Below are 22,118 nucleotides of genomic sequence, written 5' to 3'. Positions count from 1 at the left end.
CTCTACTGTTTACTGTCCAATAAACTCACGCAGCATACTGTCCGCCGGGACTGCCGTACCGGGCAGGGAATCGAATGCGGCAAAGCGGCGGCACAGCTCCTGCAGGCGGCCTGCATATTCCACCGCTGTCATCTCACGGGTATAATGCCCCCACAGGCAGACTTCATAGCTGAAAGAAGTATCCAGAACCAGATCCGCCCGACTCTTGAACGCTTTGATATAGCGGTCCTCCGACCGGCAGACGTGGGGCCACAGCCGCAGGGTAAAATCCGCATCATGTCCGCGAAACAAAAAGTCCCGTGTCAGGCGGCGGGCCAGACGGATATCCCGGGTGGCCAGGACCCGGGACCCATCCGGTGCAGCGTACTCTTCCCGCAGGCCGGCATAGATATGGATGGCCGCTCCCTTGGGCAGACTGTCCACACCCAGCGCCGGATTGAAGGCATGCAATCCCTCAATCACCACCACGCCGCCCCGGCCGTCAATGTGGCAGGTAGTGCCGGTGGGCTTCTGGGTCAGGAAATCAAAAATCGGGGTATCACAGACACCAGTATCGGCCAGATCCCGCAGGCAGCGGCGCAGGACCGGAAGGTCCAGCGCTTCCACGCACTCATAATCATCGCTGCCGTCCGCCTGCTTGGGATAGCGGCCTTCTCCCACAAAGAAATCATCCAGACTGATGACCGCACTGCGGCGTCCCGACGCGGCAATGCGCTGGGACAGTTTGCGGGCGGTGGTGGTTTTGCCGGCGGCAGAAGGACCCGTGAGCATGATGATCTGTGCACCGCTGTTCAGTGCCGCATGGGCAGCGGCGTCCAGACGGTCGTGATAGCGCTGCTCGCACACCTGCACAAAGCGTGCCTGATCGGCACCGGCCAGATTGATGAGCTCACACCCCACCAGGCGTTTGGGTGGTGTTTGTTTGGAGACAAGCGTCATAGAAGCGTTTCACTCCCTTCTTCCGGTCCAGGACCGTGTCGAAGCGATCAATGTATTCCGTCGGGTATTTGAAATTGAAGATGCGCTCGATCTTGCCGCGGCGCTGCCCCGGCATGACCAGCTTGGTGGAGCCGCCCGCACCGGCAGACAGGATGGTGTGGACCTCCTCCATGATATAAATGTTATACAGGCATTCCCGGCCCGGTTTGCTCCATCCGATGTTTTCCAGATTCTGCAGGGTACCTTTCTGACGATAGAGATAGTACGGGCGGTAGCCGGCCTGATACAGCAGGTCGCAGCTCTGCAGCATGGCCGCCACATCAGCATATGCGGCAGCCCGGTGTTCCACCACCAGGTTGGATGCCCGTTTCAGGGTCAGGGTGTGTACGGTGATGTTCTCCGGGTCCAGAGAGATGGCCGTTTCCAGGCTGCGGCGGAAGCCTTCCACCGTGTCTCCGGGCAGGCCGGCAATCAGGTCCATATTGATGTTGTCGTGCCCCACGGCCCGGGCGGTGCGGTAACAGTCCAGGATATCCTGGGCGGTGTGCTGCCGGCCGATGTTGCGCAGCACCTCATCCGAGAAGGTCTGCGGGTTGATGGAGATGCGGGTGGCCCCGTATTCCTTCAGGATGCGCAGCTTCTCCTCATCGGTACAGTCGGGGCGTCCGGCCTCCACCGTGTACTCCTCCAATTGGGACAAAGGGAAGCTTTCGGCCATCTGTGCCATGAGCTTGCGCAGCTGGGGCGCCGTCAAGCTGGTGGGCGTGCCGCCGCCGATGTACAGAGTACGAACCCGCAGGCCGCATTCATCCACCACCCGACGGGTGGCGGTGAGTTCCCGGCAAAGACAATCCACATAGGGTTCCACCAGGGCCCGGGTGGACTTGTCCCCCACCGTGCGGGAGACAAAGCTGCAGTAGCTGCACCGGGTGGGGCAGAACGGAATGCCCGCATACACACTGCAGTCCATAGGCGCGGAGCCTTCCAGCACCGGGCGCTGCAGGTCTGCAATGGACAGAGCCATCTCATAACGCTTGGGGGTGCAGTCGTATTCCTCCAGAAAGCGCTGTCTGATCTGTTCCTCAGTGGCGCCGGCATCCCGCATATCATGGATGATGCGCACCGGGCGAACCCCGGTCATCATCCCCCAGGGCGGACGGATACCGGTGTGCTCGCAGGCAAGGGTGTACAGCAACCGGCACAGGGCATATTCCCGCTGTTTGGGAGGCATGTCCCGGTCCACCGTGGCGATCTTCCAGTACAGATCCCCGTTCTGGCGCAGATAAACGATCTGGGCCACTGCATGGTCCACAGCAGCAATCAGATCCAGACTGGGGTCATCCAGGGCGCAGTCGGCACCGGCCAGTACCCCATCCGGGAAAAACATACGGGCCACATGTTCGGCCTCGTAACCGGCCGACGGGCCGCGCAAAACAATTTGCATGGGGAGGACCTCCTGCATCAATACCATTCGCCCAGCAGATAGGGATTGCTGCGGCGTTCCTGGCCCAGAGTGGAGAAGCTTTCATGCCCGGGCAGGACCTTTGTCTCGTCCGGCAGGGGCAGATTGGCCACCAGCGAAAGGCTGCGGCGCATCTGTTCCGGGCTGCCGCCGGGAAGATCTACACGGCCGCAGGAAGAGGCAAACAGAGTGTCGCCGCTGAACAGGCATCCGCCGCAGGCCAGACAGACACTGCCCGGGCTGTGGCCCGGGGTATGCCACAGCTGGAAGGTCAGTTCATCCACTGTGACGGTGCCGCTTTCAGGCCAGGGTTCGTCGATGATATCCGGGGTCAGCGGGAACATCTGGCTGCCCTGGGCATCGGCCGGGTCCATCATCACTCTGGCACCGGTCTGTTCCTTCAGGGCGGCCACGGTCCCCACATGGTCATAGTGGCCGTGAGTCAGGAAGATATGGGTCAGGGTGGCACCGGCTTCCTTCAGCGGATCCAGATACCGCGCTGCATCGGCGGCCGGGTCGATGGCAATACCATGACCGGATTCGGTGATGATCAGAAAGGTGTTGGTGCACAGCGGCCAAGGGCCGGAAATATGCAGAAGTTTCATGGAGTACCTCACTTTTTCCATTCGTCGGTATCGATCATGATGGTCACAGGGCCATCATTGGTCAGGGATACCTGCATGTCGGCGCCGAACTCGCCATGCTGCAGTTCCTTCAAAGGCTGTTTGCCCAGTTCGGCAAGAAAAGCTTTGTACAGATTTTCGGCGGCTTCACCCTTGGCGGCCCGGATAAAACTGGGGCGGTTGCCGCGGGAGGTATCGCCGTACAGGGTGAAATTGGACACCACCAGGGCGGACAGACCCAGCTCCACCGCACTGCGGTTGAGCTTGCCCTGGTCGTCGGTAAAAATACGCAGGTTGGCGCATTTGGCGGCCAGTTTGGGAACGATGGCTGCGTCCTCACCATCGCAGACACCCAGCAGAATGACCAGACCGGGACCGATGGTGCGGGGCTCGCCGCCGTTGACGACCACCGATGCCCCGGATACACGTTGAATCACGGCGCGCATGAAGATGTTCTCCTTTTCAATTGACAATCACGGCTCCAGACAGAGCATGAAGTAGCAGGAATCCGCCACAAAGAAGGTCGGCTTGGAATCGTTGGCAAAAATCTGCTGCCACTGGTTCCACACCGACTCATCGGTGGTGACGTAGACCGCAGTGGGGTCGTACCGGCCGCTGAGCAGCAGGGCCGCGGTATCGGCACGGCTCTGAGCAGCCGCCTCATGAGCGCCGGACACCGCGATATCCAGGTTGGTGGGCAAACCTTCCTTGCCGGCCAGGATGGCCAGCAGCCGCAGACGGTCTTCCCGCACTTCCCCAGCCGCCAGCAGCGCACTGCGGCCGGTACCGATGCCCGCCGTCATGGGATGGCAGGCAACGTTTTCCGTGGGCTGTGCCGAAGCATCTGTAAAGTAGTTGTGCTTTTCAGCGGCCACAGCAGACAGATCCCACACCTGCACGGCCAGCAATACCGCCAGCAGCAAAGCAGGGAAAACCGTCGATCCGGACAGGCGGCGGCAGGCTGCCCGCAGGGTATATACGCCCCACACCACCAGGCAGGCGGCGGGCAGATAAAACATCCGGCCGCTGGCCCGGAAAATGCCGCACAGATCCAGCAGCCATCCGGGCAGAGGAATGGTGAAACCGTTATTTCCCCAGCTGATCCGGTTGCTTACCGCAAACAGGGTCAGAAGTCCGCAGCCCACCGCCGCTGGCCAGTTGCGCTTCCACCAGGTTTTGACCTCCTGGGGAAGGCGGAAGGCAGCGGCGACGGACAGAACCAGGGCCAAGGCCAACAGAGCCAGCACACCCAGCCCCAGATAATTGAACCCGTCATACTGATTGGTCTGCTGGGGCAATACCGGCAGCAGCCGGGACCAGGTATACTGTCCCCGGGAGTAGGGGTTGATGAGGGCGTTCAGGTTCATGGAAAACTCCCCGTAGCCGTTCCGGCTCAAGGAGCTTTCGGTTCCGATGGCCCCGCAGAGCACACCGCCCGCCAGGGCGGCCGCCAGAGCAGCCGCAAAGTCCGTCACGGCGCCGACCCGGCCACCGCCCAGCCGCACCCGGTCCACGCACCAGAGAAGTGCACAGACCATGACCGGCGGCAGGAAATAGGGGTGGATCCCCACGGCGGCAAAGGCCAGCACCACAAGCCACCACCGCCGTTTGGGAGCATGGCCGGTGCGGCGCAGGGCATCCCTGCTTTCCAGATACACATACAGTGCAAACAGGAACAGCCACTGGGACGCCAACGCCGTATGGCGGAAGGAACGCTCCCACAGAGTAGGCAGGCAGGCAAACAGGCCGCCTCCCAGCAGCCCGGTGACCGCCGCCTCTCCCCTGCCGGTCAGGCCGCGGGCGCACAGAAGACCGCCCGCCGCCCCCTGCAGCGCAAAACACCCCAGCACATACAGCCCGAACCACTGGAAAGTGGCAGGCAGGAACCCCCGCAGCAGTTTGAGACAGATACTGACCCAGGGAAGGCTGTCGGTGTAGGAGATGGCAGTACCGTCCGGCATGGCCACGGTGTCAGCCATCCCCAGCGGAAAGGTCCAATGGGAATTGCGGAACAGCAGCCATCCCGCATAATGCTGCTGGACATCCAGTTCATCGTATCCGCGCAGGATCCAGTTGTCCCAGCTCACATGCAGGGGGGCGGTACCATACACCCACAGGAACACCGCCACGCCGGCCGCCGCCCCCAGCAAAGCAGGGAGCAGCCGACGAAAAGCAGAAGATTTTTCAAGTTGATTTGTCATGGCTTTCAGATACGGGTCACCGACATCACATCCCGGACCTTCTGCAGGCGCAGGACCACATTGTTCAGATGTTCGGTATTATTGATGCCGATGGTCAGGGACATGCGGGCACGCCCCTGGTCCGCGGCGCGGGCATCCATGGAATAGATGGGCACACGCATATCGCCCAGCGCCAGCGCCACATCCGAAACCAGATTGGCACGGTCCATGCAGACCAGTTCCAGGGTAGCTTTGTAATCTTCCCGGACATTGTCTGCCCAATAGGCGCGCACCCAGCGGCCGGCATTTTCGGGGGATTTCATGCTCTCACGCACATTGCCGCAGTCTTTTTTATGGATGGACACGCCGAAGCCACGGGTAACAAAACCGATGATTTCGTCACCGGGCAGGGGCGAACAGCACTTGGCAAACTTGATGGGGCAGTTGTCGATGCCTTCCACCACCACCCCGGCAGTGGAGTGGACCTTTTTGACATCCACCGTAATGGGTTTGGGCTCGGAGGCTTTCAGACGGTTGTACTCGTCTTTCAGCTTGGGCAGCACACGGGCCATCTGCAGCCCGCCGTACCCGATGGTGGCGTACATCTCCTCCACCGTATTGCAGTGGTTGCGCTTGGCCAGCGATGCCATAAAGTCGTCGTACTGTTCCGCCGGGACGGTCATCAGGTTGCGGCGCATCTCCCGTTCCAGGGCTTCCTTGCCTTCGGCAATATTCTCTTCCCGGCGTTCTTTCTTGAACCAGTTCCGGATCTTGTTCTTGGCCTCGCTGGTCTTGACAATATTGAGCCAGTCGCGGGAAGGTCCGCGATTTTCCGGTCCGGTGATGATCTCGATGATCTCACCGGTGGCAACCTTATGGTCAATGGGCACAATGCGGTTGTTGACCTTGGCCCCGATCATCCGGTTTCCTACCGCCGAATGAATGGCGTAGGCAAAGTCGATGACGGTGGCTCCGGCAGGCAGATTGATCACATCTCCGCGAGGGGTAAAAGCAAAGACTTCTTCCGGCAGCAGGTCGGACTTGATATCACTGAGCAGATCGGTGGCATCTACGCTGGAGCGCTGGCTTTCCAGCAGACGGCGGACCCAGGCCAGACGTTCTTCCAGCTTTTCGTTGCTGGTGGAAATGCCCGCTTTGTACTTCCAGTGAGCGGCAATGCCGTACTCCGCCATGCGGTCCATGTCCCAGGTACGGATCTGCACCTCAAAGGGAATGGCTTCGTGACCGATCACGGTGGTGTGCAGACTCTGGTATCCGTTGGGCTTGGGCGTGGAGATGTAATCCTTGAACCGGTTGGGCAGCGGATGATACATATCATGGATCAGGCCCAGCGCCGTGTAGCATTCCGCCACCGTGTTGATGATGATACGCACCGCGTATACATCATAAATTTCCTCAAAGTCCTTATTCTGCATATACATCTTGCGGTAAATGCCGTAGATGCTCTTGACCCGGTGGCGGATGGTGGCGTTCTCGATTCCGTTATCCTCCAGGTGTTCCCGGATGGTCTGGCAGACATCCTCCAGAAAGGCGTCGCCGTGCTTGTTCAAAAGAGACCGGATGGTTTCATAACCAATAGGGTCCAGATAATGCAGGCTGCGGTCTTCCAGCTCTTCCTTGATGTTGGAAATTCCCAGACGGTGTGCAATGGGAGCGTACACCTCCATGGTTTCCAGCGCTTTGTCCCGGCGCTTCTGCTCCGGCCAGGCATCCCCGGTGCGCATATTGTGCAGGCGGTCACACAGCTTGATGATCATGACCCGCACGTCCTGACTCATGGCCAGCAGCATCTTGCGCAGGTTCTCTGCCTGACGGTCCTCCACATTGGAGAACTTGATCTGCGTCAGTTTGGTAACACCGTCCACCAGAAGCGCCACTTCATTGCCGAACTTGGAGCGGATCTCATCAATCCCCACGGCCGTATCCTCGGCCACATCGTGCATCAGGGCGGCGGCGATGCTCTCACTGTCCATCCCCAGTTCCACCAGGATCCGGGCCACCGAGAGCGGATGGCAGATATAGGGTTCGCCGCTGCGGCGCCGCTGTCCGCTGTGGGCCGAATTTGCCAGTTCATAGGCACGGTCAATCATCGCAAAGTCATATGGCCGTCCGCTTTCGGTCATATCCTGTTTGAGCTGCTCATAGGTAATGGGCATTTTGACTTCGTTTTCCATTTCGGTTCCTCCCCCTGGTTTTGGTTTATCGCTTGCGTGCTGCCGTCGGCAGGGTCACGTTCCCTCCGACCCTGCCGCCATAGCCCGCAGCTTTTGCAGGATAGGCGCATCATCCAGATTCTTTTTACCGGTGACAGCCGCCGGCATCCAGCGCCCGTTTTGCAGTTCCACCAGTCCGAGTTCATACAAGGCGGTCAGACTGGCCAGCGTTTTGCCGGTGTTCTGCGGCCCGGATGCCGCAAATACGGGCTGCAGGTCATCCGCCGGTACGCCTCCCGCCCGAATGCGACGGTACAGCGTGGCTGTATCATTGCGGTCCGGCAAAAACGCTGCGGCACGATCAGGCGGCAGCGAAGTGCCGCCGCAGACCGCATCAAAGGCCGCAGCCTGACGGGCCGGTTCGTTACCCAGCCCTGCCGGACGCATGGCCTTGCAGTGTGCCGACACCATCGGACCGTTTCTGCCCTGAAAGACACTGACTTCAATGGCGGCATCCACCACCGCCCCCGGCTGATAGACCAGCTCCTGCGGCGCGGTGCCGAAGACCGAGACAAAGCAGGCTGAATCGCCCTGACGCAGGCGCACCCGGGTGTGCCTGCCTTCACTGCCCAAAGGCCACAAGCCGTCCACCACGGCATTTTCCACCAGCAGAAGCGGCACCGGGTTTCCGCTTCCGAAGGGAGCCAGACGGGACAGTTCCCGCACCGAGGTCAGGTCCAGTTCTGCCAGATTCACGGCTGCGTCCAGTTTGAGAGAGCTGGGTTCCGGCACCGGATATTCCTTGGCGGCCCAGGCATTGACGGCCGCACGGAAAACACTGATTTTTTCTTCTTCCACCAGCAGACCGGCTGCCGCCGCATGGCCCCCGCTGCGGATAAGGCAGGCGGAGCAGGCTGCCAGCGCGGCATGAAGGTTAAAGCCCGCCGGTGCACGGCCGCTGCCGCGGCCTTCCCCGTTTTCGGTGGAGATGACGATAGCCGGACGGCCATACCGTTCCATCAGACGGCTGGCCACAATGCCGATAACGCCGGGATGCCAGCCCTCCCCCGATACCACCAGAACCCGGTCATGGGTGCGGGCAGGATCGGCCTGGATGGTTTCCAGCGCCGCCGCCAGGATCTGCTGCTCCGTCTGCTGGCGTTCCGCGTTGATTTCACTCAGGCGTGCCGCAATACCGGCCGCCTGTTCCTCATTCTCACACAGGAGCAACTTGAGTGCCACTGCGGCCGTATCCATCCGACCGGCAGCATTCAGCCGCGGGGCAAGGCCGTAACTGACCGTTTCCGCGGTGACAGGCTTGCCGGCATACCCGGCATTTTCCAGCAGCGCCTGCAGACCAGGCCGCATGGTCTCCTGCAGGACCGCCAGCCCTTCCCGCACCAGCGTGCGGTTTTCTCCGATCAGGGGCATTACATCCGCAATGGTCCCCAGGGCCGCCAGTTCCCCGAACATGTCCAACAATTCGGCGGGGTCGCAGCCTTCCAGAGCAGCACAAAGTTTGAATGCTACCCCGGCACCGCACAGGAATTTGAAGGGACTTTCGTCATCGGCCCGGTTGGGGTCCACCACGGCCACCGCCTCCGGCAGTTCCTCCCCCGGCAGATGGTGGTCGGTGATGACCAGATCTATGCCCAGCTCCTTTGCGCAGCGGGCTTCCTCCACAGCGGCAATGCCGTTGTCCACCGTCACCACCAGCGTGTATCCCTTTTCTGCCAATCGCTTGAGTATATCGGCATTCAGACCATATCCCCCGCCTTCCCGGCTGGGCAGTTTGCAGCGAACCTGCGCCCCCTGGTTGGACAGGCACTCAAACAGGATGGCCGTTGCCGAGACGCCGTCCACATCGTAGTCGCCAAAAATGACGATGGGCTCGCCTTCTTCCACCGCACGCTGGATGCGTTCCACCGCCTTGTCCATGTCCTTGAGCAAAAAGGGATCGGTCAGTTCATCCCGACCATCCAGAAGGTGATGCGCGGCTTCGGCCGTATGGACCCCGCGCGCCGCCAGCACACGGCTGAGCAGCACGCCGAAGCCTTCGGCGTGCAGGGCTTCGGCGTCCTGATCGGCAGCTTGATTCAACTGCCAGGCACGGTAGTTCATAGCGGTTCTCTCCTTATAAATTCACAATCATACAGTCTTGGTCCCGGTGCCGAAATCCTGCCCGAAATCATGGGTCAGGCCGTCCTGGCGCAGCATGGTTTCCAGGGTGTCGATCTCGGTGGAAACATCCAGGCTCACATCCTGCAACAGCGTTTCGTACAGCTTGGTGTAGGCCAGATTCAGGGTGTGCAGGATGCCGGTGATCTCGCCGCGGATCTTGTCAGCGGCAGCCGCATCCGTATCCCCCAGGCCCAGGGCTGTGTCCAGCAGCTTTCGGGTGGTGGGCAGATAGTATTCCCGGAACCGCCGCAGCCGGGGCTGCTGGTCCGGATGGTTATGGGCAAAGCCCAGAATGGCACCGCAGGTTTTCTGCATGGCGATGATCTCTTCATCGGCGGTCTCTCCCAGACGCCCCCGGCAGGCCCGCAGGTAGTTGAGAAAGTCCACGCCCTCCCGGCGCAGGCTGTCCGCCGGAACCGGTTCCGGCTTGTCCTGCGGCACCGGTTCCGGCTGGGGTGCCGGCGGAGTGTACAGGGCATCGTTCAGGTAAAGGGTCTTCCCGTCCGAAGAGACCAGCGCACCGGGAATTTTTCCGTCTGCGATGGCTTTTTGCAGTTCCTCCCGGACCCGGTCCTGTGGCTGCATGGTATCCCGGGCTATGGCAGAAATGTCCCAGGTCCAGTCCCGGACAGCCCGCAGATAGCCCCGCAGCCGATTGTACCGGCCCCACAGCCGGACACCGAAGACCCCCATAACGCTGAACCCGACCGCCATCGGGGCAAAGCAGGCCGCCAGCACGGGAAAAACCACATGTTCTTCGGGCAGCATGCCCATAGCCTGGGGGCCTACCATGGCCAGAATGAACATGACCAGCGCCGCGATGCCGAAGCCTCCGGCGAAGATCCAGCCTGCCACCGCCATGCCCAGATAGCCGTCCTGATCGCTGTTTTTCAATTTGCGGTCCATCCGCTGGCGCCAGGTTTCAAAAGGGACATTCTTGTTTTCCACGCCACGGCTGCGGATGGCATCTCCCACCGACTGGACCACGCCGGCCAGACCGTCCAACACGCCGGACCCGATCTGGGTGCCGGCCTGCACGATCTCACTGACCGCATCGTCCAGATCCGGAATACTTGTATAAGATCCCCGGGGAGAGGTATTTTCTTGCTCTTGGGCAGGGCCGTCCGGGTCCTGATAGGGATTTCTGGGAGGCATATCGTTTGATTCCTTTCCTTTTTGGCGGGTACGTTTTTTCAGCCGCGGGGCGGCGCGCTGCGTTCCATCAGGGCAGCGGCGCAGCGCAGGCCGTCCACGGCGGCGGTCATGATGCCGCCCGCATAGCCGGCGCCCTCACCGCAGGGGTATAATCCCGGCAGGGAGAGACACTGGAAATCCTGCCCCCGCACCAGCCGCAGCGGGCTGGAGGTACGGGTCTCCAGACCGGTGAGCACCGCGTCGGGGGCACGGTAAGCGGCCATCTTGCGGCCGAAAGCGGTCAGCCCCTGGCGCAGGGCGGAGGATAGTTCGTCGGGCAGAAGGCTGCCCAGATCACAGGGCACCACGCCCCGCGGGTAGGTGGGCTGCACGGCGCCCAGGTCCAGACGGCCTTTTCCCTGCAGGAAGCTAGCCACCGTCTCGGCGGGCGCAGCGTAGCTGCCGCCTCCCGCCCTGAAAGCGGCCTGTTCCAGCTGCCGCTGGAAAGCCACCGCCTTGGCGGGGTCGTTGTCAAAGTCCCGGCCGTCCACACTGACCACCACCGCCGCGTTGGCGTTGCGGCCATCCCGGGCATGCAGGCTCATGCCGTTGGTGACGACCCCGTCTTCCTCGCTGGCCGCGGCGCAGACGGTGCCTCCGGGGCACATGCAGAAGGTATATACGCAGCGGCCGCCATCCACATGCTGGCTGAGTTGATACTCGCCCCGGGGCAGCGCCGGATGTCCGGCTGCCCCATGATAGAGACTGCGCTCGATTTCGGTTTGCAGATGTTCCGCCCGGAAGCCCACCGAAAACGGCTTGCATTCCAGGGGCAGACCCATCCGGTCCAGCATGGTGAAGGTATCCCGGGCACTGTGCCCCACAGCCAGGATCAGCTGTTCACAGGCAAACTCTCCGGCCGTGGTCATCACCCCGCAGACAGAGCCGCCGCGGGTCTCGATCCCGGTGAGTTTTGTGTTGAAGAGGACCGTGCCGCCCAGGGATTCGATCTCCGACCGGATGGCCGCAATAACGCCCCGAAGCAGGTCCGTGCCCACATGAGGCTTCTGCCGCCAAGCAATGTCTTGCGGCGCGCCGTGTTTGAGGAAGGTCTCGGTGACATAGGCACACAGGGCATCGCCGGTGCGGGTGGTGAGTTTTCCGTCCGAAAAGGTACCGGCACCGCCTTCCCCGAACTGAATGTTGGCCTCCGGGTCCAGACGGCCGCCTGCTTCAAAGGCGTGCACCGCCTGCACCCGCTGTTCCAGGGCAGGGCCCCGTTCCAGCACCAGGGGGCGGTATCCGTGGCGTGCCAGCAGCAAGGCTGCGAACAGCCCCGCCGGTCCCAGGCCCACCACCACCGGACGGTGAGGCAGCGGATTTTTTCCTACCGGAAAATGAAATTCCGGCTTGCGTGTGAAACAGACACAGGGCGAGGCCCCGGCCAAAGCCGATTCCTCACCCTCGTCGTTGAGCGTGATGGCGACGGTGTAGACCAGAACGGGGGTTCCGTGTCGGGCATCCACCGAGAGTTTTGCGATGCCGCCGCCTGCTGCGTTTCCGGCAGGCAGACGGAGGATCCTGAGTGCCCGCCGCACGGCCTCTGCCTCCGGATCGGAGCAGGTCAGCGGCAAGCGGATATTGCGTACCAAGAGCACTTTCGGGTATTTTCTCCTTCTTTTTTACTGTGTGGTGATGGCACACTGCACCGTGTAGCTGCCCACCGCAAAAATACGGCTGGACGAGGGGATCTGGATGTTCACGGGCAGTGTCTGCTGACCGGCAGTGACCGAGATGCTCTGGCAGTCCACCTGTGCCATCACATTGTCCGCCGAAAGCTCGGCGATCTCATCCGCCGGACCATACAGGGTCACATTGCTGATACGGCTGGTCAGCACATCCACCTGGGCGTCGCTGGGCACATTGATGACCCGGATGTTGGAGACATTCAGGGTGGTGCTGGTCATATTGGTGGTGTCAAAGGTCAGCGTAACGGTGGTGATGCCATCCTGGGATACGATACCGTCTGGCAGTTCCACCGCCAGCTGGTAATCCCGGTCAAAGGCAAAGCTCTGGCTCAGGTCCAGACTGGCCACGCTGAGCTCATTCAGTTTGCTGATCGTCCGGGCCGGTCCCGCCACCCGCAGGGTACTGCGGTCCAAAGAATATTTCAGGCTGGATACATCAAACCCGCTGGGCAGGCCGATGAAATCCACGGTCAGCGGCAGTTCCCGCACCTGCAGTACATTCAGGGTGACGGCGGCAGAATCACTGTCCATGGTGGTATATTGCGGTGCCACCGCATTGCCGTTGGCATCCCGCATTTCCAGTCCGGCATCCAGGGTGATGGAATCATCCAGCTTTTCATCCGAAGCCACGGTGGCCACCACGGAATCGATCTGTTCCAGTTCAGTGGTGGGACCGGTCAGGGTGACTTCCGCAGGGACACAAGAGGCGCTGTTCAGAATAAATCCATCCGCAATGGCGATCTGGGAAGTGTCCGCGGTGACCCGTACCGTCTTTTCGCTCACATTGTCAAATACGACCGTGACGGTGGTCGGATTCTCCACCGTCAACTCAATGCCAAGGTTGTCATAATCCGAGGTGATGAACCGTGCTCCCAGTTCCAGGGTCACGGTTCCGGCACCGCGCACGGTGGAGTACTTGGGATAAACCATGATATCGCTTTCCCGGATGCCGCCGATAATGGTGCCGCTGCCTTTGATGCGTACGGTCACATTGGAGACGTCCGGAGTTTCCACGATATCCAGCCCCAGGCTGGTGTAGGTGCTGGACTGGTAGGTATAGGTGATGGAATTGATGGTAACAGTCTTATCGCTTTCCTGGTCAAAATACATGGTGACAATCAGCCAGGCCAGCACGGCACAGGCCAACGCCGCGCACCACAGAACCACCGGGTAATCCCAGATGGTGCGTTTTTCCCGCGCCTTGGGCGCCACAGCGGGCTGTTCAGTTTTCTTTTTGTTGAACGGCATGCTTCACGGCACCTCCTTTGCCAAACAGCCGGGACCACACAGGGGTCTTCTGTTCTTCCTCCGATTCGGGCGGAATGATCTCCTCCTGCAGCAGATTGAACAGGTTCTGGCGGTCCAGGCGACGGATCAGAACGCCGTTTTTGGCCAACGAGATGATTCCCGTCTCCTCACTGACCACGATGACCACCGCGTCGGAGTTTTCACTCATGCCCAGACCGGCGCGATGTCGGGTACCCATGTCCTTGCCCATCTCCAGGTTGTTGGAAAGGGGCAGCACACAGCCGGCCGCCACGATGCGCCCGTCCCGGATGACCACGGCACCGTCATGCAGCGGAGTTCCTTCATAAAAGATCGTGCCCAGCATCTCCGGAATAACATTGGCCGAGAGCGGCGTCCCGGTCCGGATGATCTCATCCAGGTTGTTGTTGCGTTCCAGCACCATCAAAGCGCCGGTGCGGGTATCGGACAGCTGTTCGGCGGCGTCGCAGATGGCCACCACCGCGCTCTGCCACACCGCCCGCAGGGAAGGGTCGGTGCGGCGGATGCTGAACAGGCGGCCTGTCCAGTTGGCGCTCTGGCCCAGGCGTTCCAGCGTGCGGCGCAGTTCCGGCTGAAACAGTACCACGGCGGCAATAAAGCCGACCTGCAGGAAATTGTTCAGCAGCCAGCGCACGGTCCGCAGCTCAAAGAGATAGGCCAGCGCAAAGCAGACCAGCGCCAGCATCAGACCGCGCACCAGCTGGCCCGCACGGGACTTGCGCGCGAAGAGGAACAATTCATAAAAGGCGAAGGATATGACCAGAATATCAACCAGGTCACGCACGCCGAACGTACGCAGGTTGCTGATCACACCGCTGAAAAAATCGTAAATGCCGAGCATGCCGGTCACAGCCTCCTTACAGCCGCCGGGCAAAGGGCGGAAGCGGTTTTCTTTTCTTCAAGTATCAATGCAACGGAAAAATGCGGCAGAATTCTGCCCGGGCACGGGATCATGCTTCCAGCAGCGTAACGGCATGGGCCGCAATCCCCTGCCCCTGGCCGGTAAATCCCAGATGTTCCTCAGTGGTGGCCTTCACACTGACCTTGTCCAAAGCAAGATTCAGTGCGCCGGCGATGTTGGCACGCATGGCGGGAATATGCGGCGCCAGCTTGGGGGCCTGACACAGGATGGTGGCATCAATATTACTCACCACGTAGCCGGCCTGGTTCACCAGCTTTCCCACCTCCTGCAAAAGCTGCAGGGAATCCGCCCCTTCATACCGGGGGTCCGTATCGGGGAAATGCTTGCCGATGTCTCCCAGCGCAGCCGCACCCAGCAGCGCATCCGAGATGGCATGCAGCAGCACATCTGCGTCGGAATGGCCCAGCAGGCCCTTTTCATACGGGATGGCCACCCCGCCCAAAATCAGGCGGCGGCCCTCGACCAGCCGGTGCACGTCATACCCATGTCCGATACGCATGGCGGTTTCCCCTTTCAGATCTTCTTTGGTGGTAATTTTCAGGTTGGCATAGTCTCCCGGTGTCAGAATCACCGGCAGCCCCGCCAGCTCAAACAGGCTGCAGTCATCGGTCACAAGATTCGCCTTTTCACCTGCTACTGCGGCCAACGCCTGAAAATACAATTCCCGGCGAAAGCACTGAGGCGTCTGCACCGCAAACAGCGTGCTGCGGTCAGGGGTGATCTGCACCCGGCCGTTTTCATCGGCCACCTTGACGGTATCCTTCACCGGGACAGCCGGGGCGGCAGCACCGCTCTTTTCGGCAGCTTCGATGGCAGCCGTGATGACATCCGGACTGACAAAGGGGCGCGCCGCATCATGGATGGCCACGATCTCTCCGGACGCAGCCGCCAGACCGGCACGGACACTCTCAGCCCGTGTGGCGCCTCCCTGTACCGCCCTGCATGGCTTTGCGCAGGCCGCAGCCAATTCCCGACAGGTTTCCATATTGGCCCCCGCCACCAGCACAATATCCTGCACCCGCGGATGAAGTTCAAAAGCCCGCAGGCTTGTCTGCAGCACCGTCAGCCCGTTCGGAAGCCGATGGCTGAGTTTGTCAAATCCCATACGCCGGGATGACCCTGCCGCCACCAGAATGGCAGTCACGGTTTGCGCCATATCCGGCGCCCCCTTTCCGTAGTAAACCTTGCACCGGGGCGGGACAGCGTACACACACCCCAGTTTGACCATGCTACCATTATACAAGTATCCAACGGAAAAATCTACCGCTTTGAGACAGATTGAAAAAGTTTTGAAATAAAAAAGCCTCCCGCCGGGGCGGGAGGTCATAATGGCAGGTATACTTTTGACAAATCAGGCACGGCGGCGCTTGTCCAGACGGATCTTGTCCGCGATCATGGCAATGAATTCGGAGTTGGTCGGTTTGCCGCGCAGGCTGTGTATGGTGTAACCGAAATACCCGTTGAGGGTATCCACATCCCCTCGGTCCCAGGCCACCTCGATGGCGTGACGGATGGCACGCTCCACACGGGATGCCGTGGTGCCGTTGCGTTTGGCGATTTCCGGATACAGACGTTTGGTCACGGCATTGATGTATTCATGATCCTCCACCGCCAGCAGGATCGCATCCCGCAGGAACTGATATCCCTTGATATGGGCCGGAACGCCTACCTGGTGCAGAATTTCGGTAACGGTGAGCTCGTCGCTGTCCTGGGAAAATGCCTGCGGACGCGCGGGTGTTCCCGCGGCCTTCAGCACCCGGCTGACCAGCACGGTCTCATCAAAGGGTTTGACAAAAAAGAACGAGAAACCGTTATCCAGCAGATCCTGTTCGATCTCTTCGCTCTGAAAGGCGCCTGTCACAAAAAAGGTGGTGTGGGTGCCGGTGGTATCCTGGGCTTCATACCGCTGCTTTACCGTGATGGCATCCAGATCGGGCATAAATGCATCCAGCAGCACCGCCTGCGGGTGGGTGTCCAGCAGCGCTTTCAGGGCCTTGCTGCCGTTTTTCTCACATACCGTCACCGCAACGCCCTTGTCCTCCAGCGCCTGGCGGCACAGCGCCGTGGTCTGCGCGCCGGTATCGGTCATCAAAAACTTGATTTTGTCCATTGTGATACACTCCTCATTCATCAGCGGCCAGCCGCCCAGCCGCGCAGGTTTTTCTCGACAATGGAAATATTACCATATTTTACCAATTCTGGCAATAGGAAGTTTTCGGGGCATTGTGACACCCTTCCCCACAATTCGACACCAAGTCCCCTTATCCGGCAGTTTTTTACCGGCTTTTTGCCGGTTTTGCCCTCTGGCAGCCCCTTTTCTCCCCACCCGGATCGCACCGGCTCTGGAAAAAGCTGGATCAGGCTCCCGCTGCATCCGCCCGTTCCAGCATGGTGGCAGCAAAGATACCATAGCCGCGGGTCGGGTCATTGACCAGGACATGGGTTACAGCCCCCACCAGGGTGCCGTTTTGCACCACCGGGCTGCCGGACATGCCCTGGACGATTCCTCCGGTAACGGACAGCAGCCGGTCATCCGTCACACGGATCAAAAGGTTGCGGTTGGGATCTCCTGCTGTCATATTGACCCGCTCTATGGTCACGTCATACCACTGGGGCGCTGTGCCGTCGATTGTGGTGAGGATTTGCGCCGGACCGGGAGCGACCTGCTGGATCTCGGCCACCGGCATAACCTGACCGGTCACGGCAGCCGCCGGATTCTGCAGTGTGCCGTACACGCCGGTTGCATCGTTGGCACTGACCGTGCCCAGCGCGGCCGCACCGGAAAACTCCCCTTGCAGTTCTCCCGGTGCACCGGCAGCTCCCTTTTGCACACCTATGATGGTCACAGGTACGATCTCACCGGAAAGCAGAGGAAAATCGGCACCGGTATCGCTGTCGCTGACCGCGTGCCCCAGCCCTGCAAAAGTCCCGTACTCCGTGTCCACAAAAGTCAGGGTCCCGATCCCCGCCGAGGAATCCCGTACCCACACCCCGGCCCGCCAGACGCCGCTGTCCCGGTCCCGCACAGGGGTAAGGGTACAGGTATGCTGCACCCCATCACGGGAAAAGACAACTTCAATGGGGTTCCCTTCCGCCGACGTAATGGCCATAGAGAGTTCCTCATTTCCATGAATGGCCTGCCCTGCCGCTGAGACGATCACATCTCCCAAACGCAGTCCCGCTTCCTTGGCCGGGTTCTCGGTGCCCAGGGCGGTGAGCTGATCGGAAAAAGCCACCACCAGCGCCCCGTCAGCAAACATCTTGACCCCGAAAGGAGCCCCGGATACAGTGACCGTGCGGGTAGCGGAAGCCACGGTCCGCACCGTCTTGACCGGCAGCATCCCGAACAGGCGCAGCGTCTGGTTGGCACTGCCGGTTTCGCTGCTGCCGCTGACGGCTGCCGTACTGCCCCTGGACGGTTCTCCTGCCCGCAGAAAGGGCATGGCCGCCAGGGTCAGGGTACCGCCCGGTTCTATATAAAACGTATCCGGCAGAGCTGCGCGCAGTCCCAGCAGAGCCGTTGCAAGCAGAGCACCGGTCAGTGCCAGTACTCCCAACATGCGGCGCACAAAGCGCCGCGCGGCATGTTCGGGCATGGGGGTCCCCTCCTTTTCCATACCTCAGTATGTGCAGGAAGGGTCGAAATATTGCAAGCAAAAACCGCCGCATGGGAAAAAGCCCACACGGCGGTTTCGTTCAGAAAAAAGGTTACAGCAGCATCATAAGAGTTCCCACCACATTCAGGAGCAGACCAAATACCGCCTTGCGGCTGAGCTTTTCACCAAATACCACGGCCGAAAATGCCACGGTGACCAGGATACTCAGCTTGTCCACCGGCGCCACCACACTGGCAGGACCATCCTGCAAAGCACGGTAATAACACAGCCAGGAAGCACCGGTGGCCAGCCCGGACAGGCACAGGAATCCCAGTTCCCTGCGAGGCACCAGAACCACCTGCCGCTGTTTGCCTTCCAGAAAGACCATTCCCCAGGCCATGACCAGCACCACAGTGGTGCGGATGGCGGTTCCCAGGTTGGAACCGATATCACTGACACCGATCTTGCCCAGGATGGAGGTCAGACTGGCAAAGAAAGCCGATCCGGCCGCATACCACAACCAGCCATGGCCGGCAGCAGAAGACGCCGTGCTCTGTTTCTTTTCGATCATCAGCCATGTGCCCGCCATGATCAGAACCATGGCCGCCGTCTTGATGGGAGTAACACCCTCCCCCAGAAAAATCAGCGCCAGCAAAATGGTGAGGACCGTGCTGGTCTTGTCCACCGGGACCACCCGGTTGACATCCCCGATCTGCAGAGCCCGGAAGTAGCACAGCCAGGACGCGCCGGTACACAGGCCGGACAGCACCAGAAACAGCATGGATTTGCCGGTGACATCCTGGATGCCGGCCCATTGCCCGGACACAGGTACCATGACCCAGGCCATGACCAGTACCACGCAGGTGCGCAGCGCGGTGGCAACGGTGGAATCAGTCTGCCGGATACCGCACTTGGCAAGGATGGCGGTGATACCGGCAAAAAACGCGGACGCGGCAGCAAACAGCAGCCACATGAAAGGGTCCCTCTTTTCCGCTCAAACGGAGATTTTCAGAATTCAGGCCGGCAGCTCATTCGGTCTTCCAGAATGCACAGGAATAAGGCGCCAGATCACTGCCGCCGCCAAAGTCGTGGGGCTTGCCGGTGATCAGGTCCACGGCGCAGCCCGCCTCGGCGTTGAAGTCGGCGTGGTAGGGCTGGCTGTCGGCATTGATGGCCACCAGGACCCGGTCCTCCCCGCTGCGGCGTTCAAAGATCAGCTGCTTGGGCTGCACCAGGATATTGCGGTAGCTGCCGTGGCACAAAGCCGGACTGGCGGCACGGGCTCCGGCCAGAGCGGCGATCCAGTCGGTCAGTTCGTTGTGTTCCGGCTTTTCGATGGCCGGACGCAGGGCGGGGTCTCCATCCTTCTTCTCCCCGGTAACACCCCACTCGCTGCCGTAGTAGACGGCGGGCGTACCGGGCATGCCGAACAGCAGACCGTACAGGGGTTCCAATTCTTTCTTGTCGGTGAGAATGCTGGCCACACGGGTAACGTCATGGTTGTCCGCAAAGCTGAGCAACTGACGGCCGGTGTACAGGCACCAGGGCTCGGAACCGAACTGGCGGTTCAGGCTGTAGGCGATCTCGTGCATATTGCCGGTATTGAAGCTGGAATACAGCCCCTTGTAGCATTCGTAATTGGTGACCGAGTGGCAGGCATGGTCGTTCATCCACCGGTTGTAGTCCCCGTGCAGGGTCTCCCCCACCAGAACGAAATCTTCCTTGAGGGAGGAGGTAAACTGGCGCAGCGCCCCCAGAAAATCCAGGTCCAGACAATAGGCCACATCCAGGCGCAGCCCGTCGATCCCGTAATCCCGCACCCAGGAGGAGATGGCGTCAAACAGATGTTCCCGCACAGCAGGATTGTGCAGGTTCAGCTTGACCAGCTCGTTGCAGCCCTCCCAGCTTTCATACCAGAAGCCGTCATTATAATTGGTGTTGCCGTCAAAATGAATGTTGAACCAGTCCTTGTACGGGCTGTCCCAGCGCTTTTCCTGCACATCCCGGAATGCCCAGAACCCCCGGCCCACATGATTGAAGACGCCGTCAAACATGACCTTGAGTCCGGCTGCATGCAAAGCCTGACAGACCCGACGCAGGTCCTCATTGGTGCCAAGGCGCACATCCACCTTTTGGTAGTCCCGGGTGTCGTACCCGTGGGCATCGCTCTCAAACAGAGGATTGAACAGTACACAGGTCGCCCCCAGGTCCCGGATATGGTCAACCCAGTCCAGTACCCGCAGCAGACGATGTTCGGGCACGCCGTCATTCTGCAAGGGTGCCCCGCACATTCCCAGCGGATAGATCTGGTAGACGACAGCATTTTGATACCACATGGTCGATCTTCCTTTCCTGAGCTTGTACGCCAAGCTCAAAAGCGTTTTTTCCAGTATCGGCGCAGACGCAGGCGGTAAACCAGGGTCAAAGCGGTCACGGCACGATCGCACAGAAGAAAAGCCACATTACACAAGACCACCAGCACCACGGCCAGAGCGGCGGTGGCAGGCATGGTTTCCATGATATCCGGCAAAAATATCAGCCGGAGCAGTGCATACATAACCACGGTGGCAAGATTGAACACCGCCAGTTTCGCGCCCCAGCGCACCGGTGCCGGATGCAGGCGGTCCAGCAGCGTTTTAAGCACTGGATAAGGTCCCAGCACCAGCGCATAGAACAGCGACAGCTCCGGGTCCGGCACAAGGAGAAGCCCCAGCACGGCCGCAGCCCCATACTGGGTCAGGGCAGCACGGGGGCCATATTCCACCAGAGTCGGGATGAGCAGGAATGAGGCCAGCATGGGCGCAGCATAGGTACCGATGCCCAGCGCAGTTCCCACCAGCAGGATCACAACTGTGAGCGCAGCCAGCACACCGCACAGCGCTATGCGCCGGCTTTGGGTATTTTTCATGTGCAAACTTCCTAGAATCCGGGCGTTATGCGCCTTTGATTTGTCCTTATTATACATGGTGTTCAGCGTCTTTGCAATTCCCTTTTGTAACTTACTCTTCCTTTGTCATGGTATACATTTGCTCAACTGTACAAAACTGATATCCCTGTTCAGAGAACCAGGCCAGTATATCCGGCAGCGCCTGCACGGTCTGTCCGGCGGCAGCGGTATCGTGCATCAAAACCACACACACCCGTTTTCCCGTCGCATCCTGCTGTATATTCTGCAGAATGGCAGCCGCGTTTGGATGCGCAGAAGTGGCATCTTCGGCACAGACGTTCCAGTCGATCCAGTGATACCCCTTTTCCTCCGCCTCCTCCACCAGTTTTTTCATGATATCCTTTCCGCCGTACCGGTGGCTGACCGTATTGGTGCTGCCGCCGGGAAAGCGCAGCCAATGAATCTGTTCCACATCCACCCAGGCGGACAGCGTCTGACGCAGTTGCTTGATGTCCAGCCAGAAATCCGTAGGGCTTTTGTAGATATCCGCATATCGATGGCTGGCACTGTGCAGGGCAATCTGATGTCCGCCTGCCTGGATCAGTGGCAGTTGATCAAAGTATGGTTCATTGATGGGCTGGGCTGTCACAAAAAAGGTGGCCGGAGCCTGATACCGGGCCAGCGCGTCCAGAATGGCAGCTGTATTTTCCGAAGGGCCGTCGTCAAACGTCAGGCAGACATACCGTCCATCCAGCGCGGCAGCCGCCTGCACCGCCAGCCGGTCATCGGGAACGGCGGTTTCTTCCTGCGCGGGATGCGGCATATAGTCCGCCAGAAAGAACGCAGCAAGGCATAACAGAAGCAGCGCCGCCAGACACCAGCGGACGGTCTTGACAGAAACACCCATGGGACCTCTCCCCCTCTTCGGCATGGTTCTGACTCATATGTATGCCGGCTTTCCCGGCTGCATACAAAAAAGCCCGGA

18 protein-coding genes are annotated in these 22,118 nt (G+C 60.3%); all 18 read right to left on the bottom strand.

Features of this window, described 5'->3' with window-relative positions; translation table 11 throughout:
* Positions 1-9 precede the first annotated feature (9 nt).
* The 18 genes from Q0K17_RS00265 to Q0K17_RS00180 all read right to left on the bottom strand — a co-directional run bounded on the left by Q0K17_RS00265 (position 10) and on the right by Q0K17_RS00180 (position 22,040).
* Positions 10-939 (bottom strand): nucleoside kinase, encoded by a 930-nt coding sequence (locus Q0K17_RS00265; protein WP_294538393.1) that lies wholly within the window; start codon positions 937-939, stop codon positions 10-12.
* Positions 890-2,383, bottom strand: a complete 1,494-nt coding sequence (gene hemZ / locus Q0K17_RS00260; RefSeq protein WP_294538391.1) for a coproporphyrinogen dehydrogenase HemZ — start codon at positions 2,381-2,383, stop codon at positions 890-892. Before hemZ ends, Q0K17_RS00265 begins: the two co-directional genes overlap by 50 nt.
* Positions 2,384-2,400: 17 nt before the next feature.
* Positions 2,401-3,006: an MBL fold metallo-hydrolase gene (locus tag Q0K17_RS00255; RefSeq protein ID WP_294538388.1), complete on the bottom strand. Its 606-nt coding sequence runs from the start codon at positions 3,004-3,006 to the stop codon at positions 2,401-2,403.
* A gap of 8 nt (positions 3,007-3,014) precedes the next feature.
* Positions 3,015-3,470: a D-aminoacyl-tRNA deacylase gene (dtd, locus tag Q0K17_RS00250; protein ID WP_294538385.1), complete on the bottom strand. Its 456-nt coding sequence runs from the start codon at positions 3,468-3,470 to the stop codon at positions 3,015-3,017.
* 27 nt (positions 3,471-3,497) lie between these two features.
* A complete protein-coding gene (locus Q0K17_RS00245; protein WP_294538382.1) occupies positions 3,498-5,225 on the bottom strand; it encodes a DUF6311 domain-containing protein in 1,728 nt (575 codons plus the stop codon).
* A 5-nt stretch (positions 5,226-5,230) separates the two neighbouring features.
* A complete protein-coding gene (locus tag Q0K17_RS00240; protein WP_294538379.1) occupies positions 5,231-7,399 on the bottom strand; it encodes a bifunctional (p)ppGpp synthetase/guanosine-3',5'-bis(diphosphate) 3'-pyrophosphohydrolase in 2,169 nt (722 codons plus the stop codon).
* Positions 7,400-7,453: 54 nt separating this feature from the next.
* The gene (gene recJ / locus Q0K17_RS00235) at positions 7,454-9,499 is read right to left on the bottom strand and encodes a single-stranded-DNA-specific exonuclease RecJ (RefSeq protein ID WP_294538376.1); all 2,046 of its coding nucleotides are present in this window, start codon (positions 9,497-9,499) and stop codon (positions 7,454-7,456) included.
* A gap of 27 nt (positions 9,500-9,526) precedes the next feature.
* Positions 9,527-10,714, bottom strand: a complete 1,188-nt coding sequence (locus Q0K17_RS00230; protein WP_294538373.1) for a hypothetical protein — start codon at positions 10,712-10,714, stop codon at positions 9,527-9,529.
* Between the two features lie 38 nt (positions 10,715-10,752).
* A complete protein-coding gene (locus Q0K17_RS00225; RefSeq protein ID WP_294538370.1) occupies positions 10,753-12,351 on the bottom strand; it encodes an FAD-dependent oxidoreductase in 1,599 nt (532 codons plus the stop codon).
* Positions 12,352-12,375: 24 nt separating this feature from the next.
* Positions 12,376-13,689, bottom strand: a complete 1,314-nt coding sequence (locus Q0K17_RS00220; RefSeq protein WP_294538366.1) for a CdaR family protein — start codon at positions 13,687-13,689, stop codon at positions 12,376-12,378.
* A complete protein-coding gene (gene cdaA, locus Q0K17_RS00215; RefSeq protein ID WP_294538364.1) occupies positions 13,664-14,569 on the bottom strand; it encodes a diadenylate cyclase CdaA in 906 nt (301 codons plus the stop codon). The genes Q0K17_RS00220 and cdaA overlap by 26 nt, the downstream gene beginning before the upstream one ends.
* A gap of 109 nt (positions 14,570-14,678) precedes the next feature.
* Positions 14,679-15,806 (bottom strand): 2-C-methyl-D-erythritol 2,4-cyclodiphosphate synthase, encoded by a 1,128-nt coding sequence (gene ispF / locus Q0K17_RS00210; protein WP_294538361.1) that lies wholly within the window; start codon positions 15,804-15,806, stop codon positions 14,679-14,681.
* A gap of 195 nt (positions 15,807-16,001) precedes the next feature.
* Positions 16,002-16,760, bottom strand: coding sequence for a sporulation transcription factor Spo0A (spo0A, locus tag Q0K17_RS00205; RefSeq protein WP_294538358.1), 759 nt, complete (start codon positions 16,758-16,760; stop codon positions 16,002-16,004).
* A 247-nt stretch (positions 16,761-17,007) separates the two neighbouring features.
* Complete coding sequence (gene spoIVB, locus Q0K17_RS00200) at positions 17,008-18,246, bottom strand: SpoIVB peptidase (protein ID WP_294538355.1); 1,239 nt, start codon at positions 18,244-18,246, stop codon at positions 17,008-17,010.
* Positions 18,247-18,358: 112 nt separating this feature from the next.
* Entirely contained in the window at positions 18,359-19,219 is an 861-nt protein-coding gene (locus Q0K17_RS00195) for an EamA family transporter (RefSeq protein ID WP_294538352.1), read from the bottom strand.
* Positions 19,220-19,274: 55 nt separating this feature from the next.
* Positions 19,275-20,582, bottom strand: coding sequence for an alpha-amylase family glycosyl hydrolase (locus tag Q0K17_RS00190; RefSeq protein WP_294538349.1), 1,308 nt, complete (start codon positions 20,580-20,582; stop codon positions 19,275-19,277).
* Between the two features lie 35 nt (positions 20,583-20,617).
* A complete protein-coding gene (locus Q0K17_RS00185) occupies positions 20,618-21,154 on the bottom strand; it encodes a hypothetical protein (RefSeq protein ID WP_294538346.1) in 537 nt (178 codons plus the stop codon).
* 91 nt (positions 21,155-21,245) lie between these two features.
* Positions 21,246-22,040 carry a polysaccharide deacetylase family protein gene (locus tag Q0K17_RS00180; RefSeq protein ID WP_294538343.1) on the bottom strand — a complete coding sequence of 265 codons (795 nt, stop codon included), beginning with the start codon at positions 22,038-22,040 and terminating at the stop codon, positions 21,246-21,248.
* Positions 22,041-22,118: the final 78 nt, after the last annotated feature.

Source organism: uncultured Gemmiger sp. (assembly GCA_944388105.1).
Classification (GTDB): domain Bacteria; phylum Bacillota; class Clostridia; order Oscillospirales; family Ruminococcaceae; genus Gemmiger.
This window is presented reverse-complemented; position numbering and strand designations above follow the sequence as displayed.

What these genes read in the sequence shown, in the direction of transcription:
- Q0K17_RS00265 (WP_294538393.1), bottom strand. Translation starts at nt 939, where the DNA reads ATGACGCTTGTCTCCAAACAAACACCACCCAAACGCCTGGTGGGGTGT.
- hemZ (WP_294538391.1), bottom strand. Translation starts at nt 2,383, where the DNA reads ATGCAAATTGTTTTGCGCGGCCCGTCGGCCGGTTACGAGGCCGAACAT.
- Q0K17_RS00255 (WP_294538388.1), bottom strand. Translation starts at nt 3,006, where the DNA reads ATGAAACTTCTGCATATTTCCGGCCCTTGGCCGCTGTGCACCAACACC.
- dtd (WP_294538385.1), bottom strand. Translation starts at nt 3,470, where the DNA reads ATGCGCGCCGTGATTCAACGTGTATCCGGGGCATCGGTGGTCGTCAAC.
- Q0K17_RS00245 (WP_294538382.1), bottom strand. Translation starts at nt 5,225, where the DNA reads ATGACAAATCAACTTGAAAAATCTTCTGCTTTTCGTCGGCTGCTCCCT.
- Q0K17_RS00240 (WP_294538379.1), bottom strand. Translation starts at nt 7,399, where the DNA reads ATGGAAAACGAAGTCAAAATGCCCATTACCTATGAGCAGCTCAAACAG.
- recJ (WP_294538376.1), bottom strand. Translation starts at nt 9,499, where the DNA reads ATGAACTACCGTGCCTGGCAGTTGAATCAAGCTGCCGATCAGGACGCC.
- Q0K17_RS00230 (WP_294538373.1), bottom strand. Translation starts at nt 10,714, where the DNA reads ATGCCTCCCAGAAATCCCTATCAGGACCCGGACGGCCCTGCCCAAGAG.
- Q0K17_RS00220 (WP_294538366.1), bottom strand. Translation starts at nt 13,689, where the DNA reads ATGCCGTTCAACAAAAAGAAAACTGAACAGCCCGCTGTGGCGCCCAAG.
- cdaA (WP_294538364.1), bottom strand. Translation starts at nt 14,569, where the DNA reads ATGCTCGGCATTTACGATTTTTTCAGCGGTGTGATCAGCAACCTGCGT.
- ispF (WP_294538361.1), bottom strand. Translation starts at nt 15,806, where the DNA reads ATGGCGCAAACCGTGACTGCCATTCTGGTGGCGGCAGGGTCATCCCGG.
- spo0A (WP_294538358.1), bottom strand. Translation starts at nt 16,760, where the DNA reads ATGGACAAAATCAAGTTTTTGATGACCGATACCGGCGCGCAGACCACG.
- spoIVB (WP_294538355.1), bottom strand. Translation starts at nt 18,246, where the DNA reads ATGCCCGAACATGCCGCGCGGCGCTTTGTGCGCCGCATGTTGGGAGTA.
- Q0K17_RS00195 (WP_294538352.1), bottom strand. Translation starts at nt 19,219, where the DNA reads ATGTGGCTGCTGTTTGCTGCCGCGTCCGCGTTTTTTGCCGGTATCACC.
- Q0K17_RS00190 (WP_294538349.1), bottom strand. Translation starts at nt 20,582, where the DNA reads ATGTGGTATCAAAATGCTGTCGTCTACCAGATCTATCCGCTGGGAATG.
- Q0K17_RS00185 (WP_294538346.1), bottom strand. Translation starts at nt 21,154, where the DNA reads ATGAAAAATACCCAAAGCCGGCGCATAGCGCTGTGCGGTGTGCTGGCT.
- Q0K17_RS00180 (WP_294538343.1), bottom strand. Translation starts at nt 22,040, where the DNA reads ATGGGTGTTTCTGTCAAGACCGTCCGCTGGTGTCTGGCGGCGCTGCTT.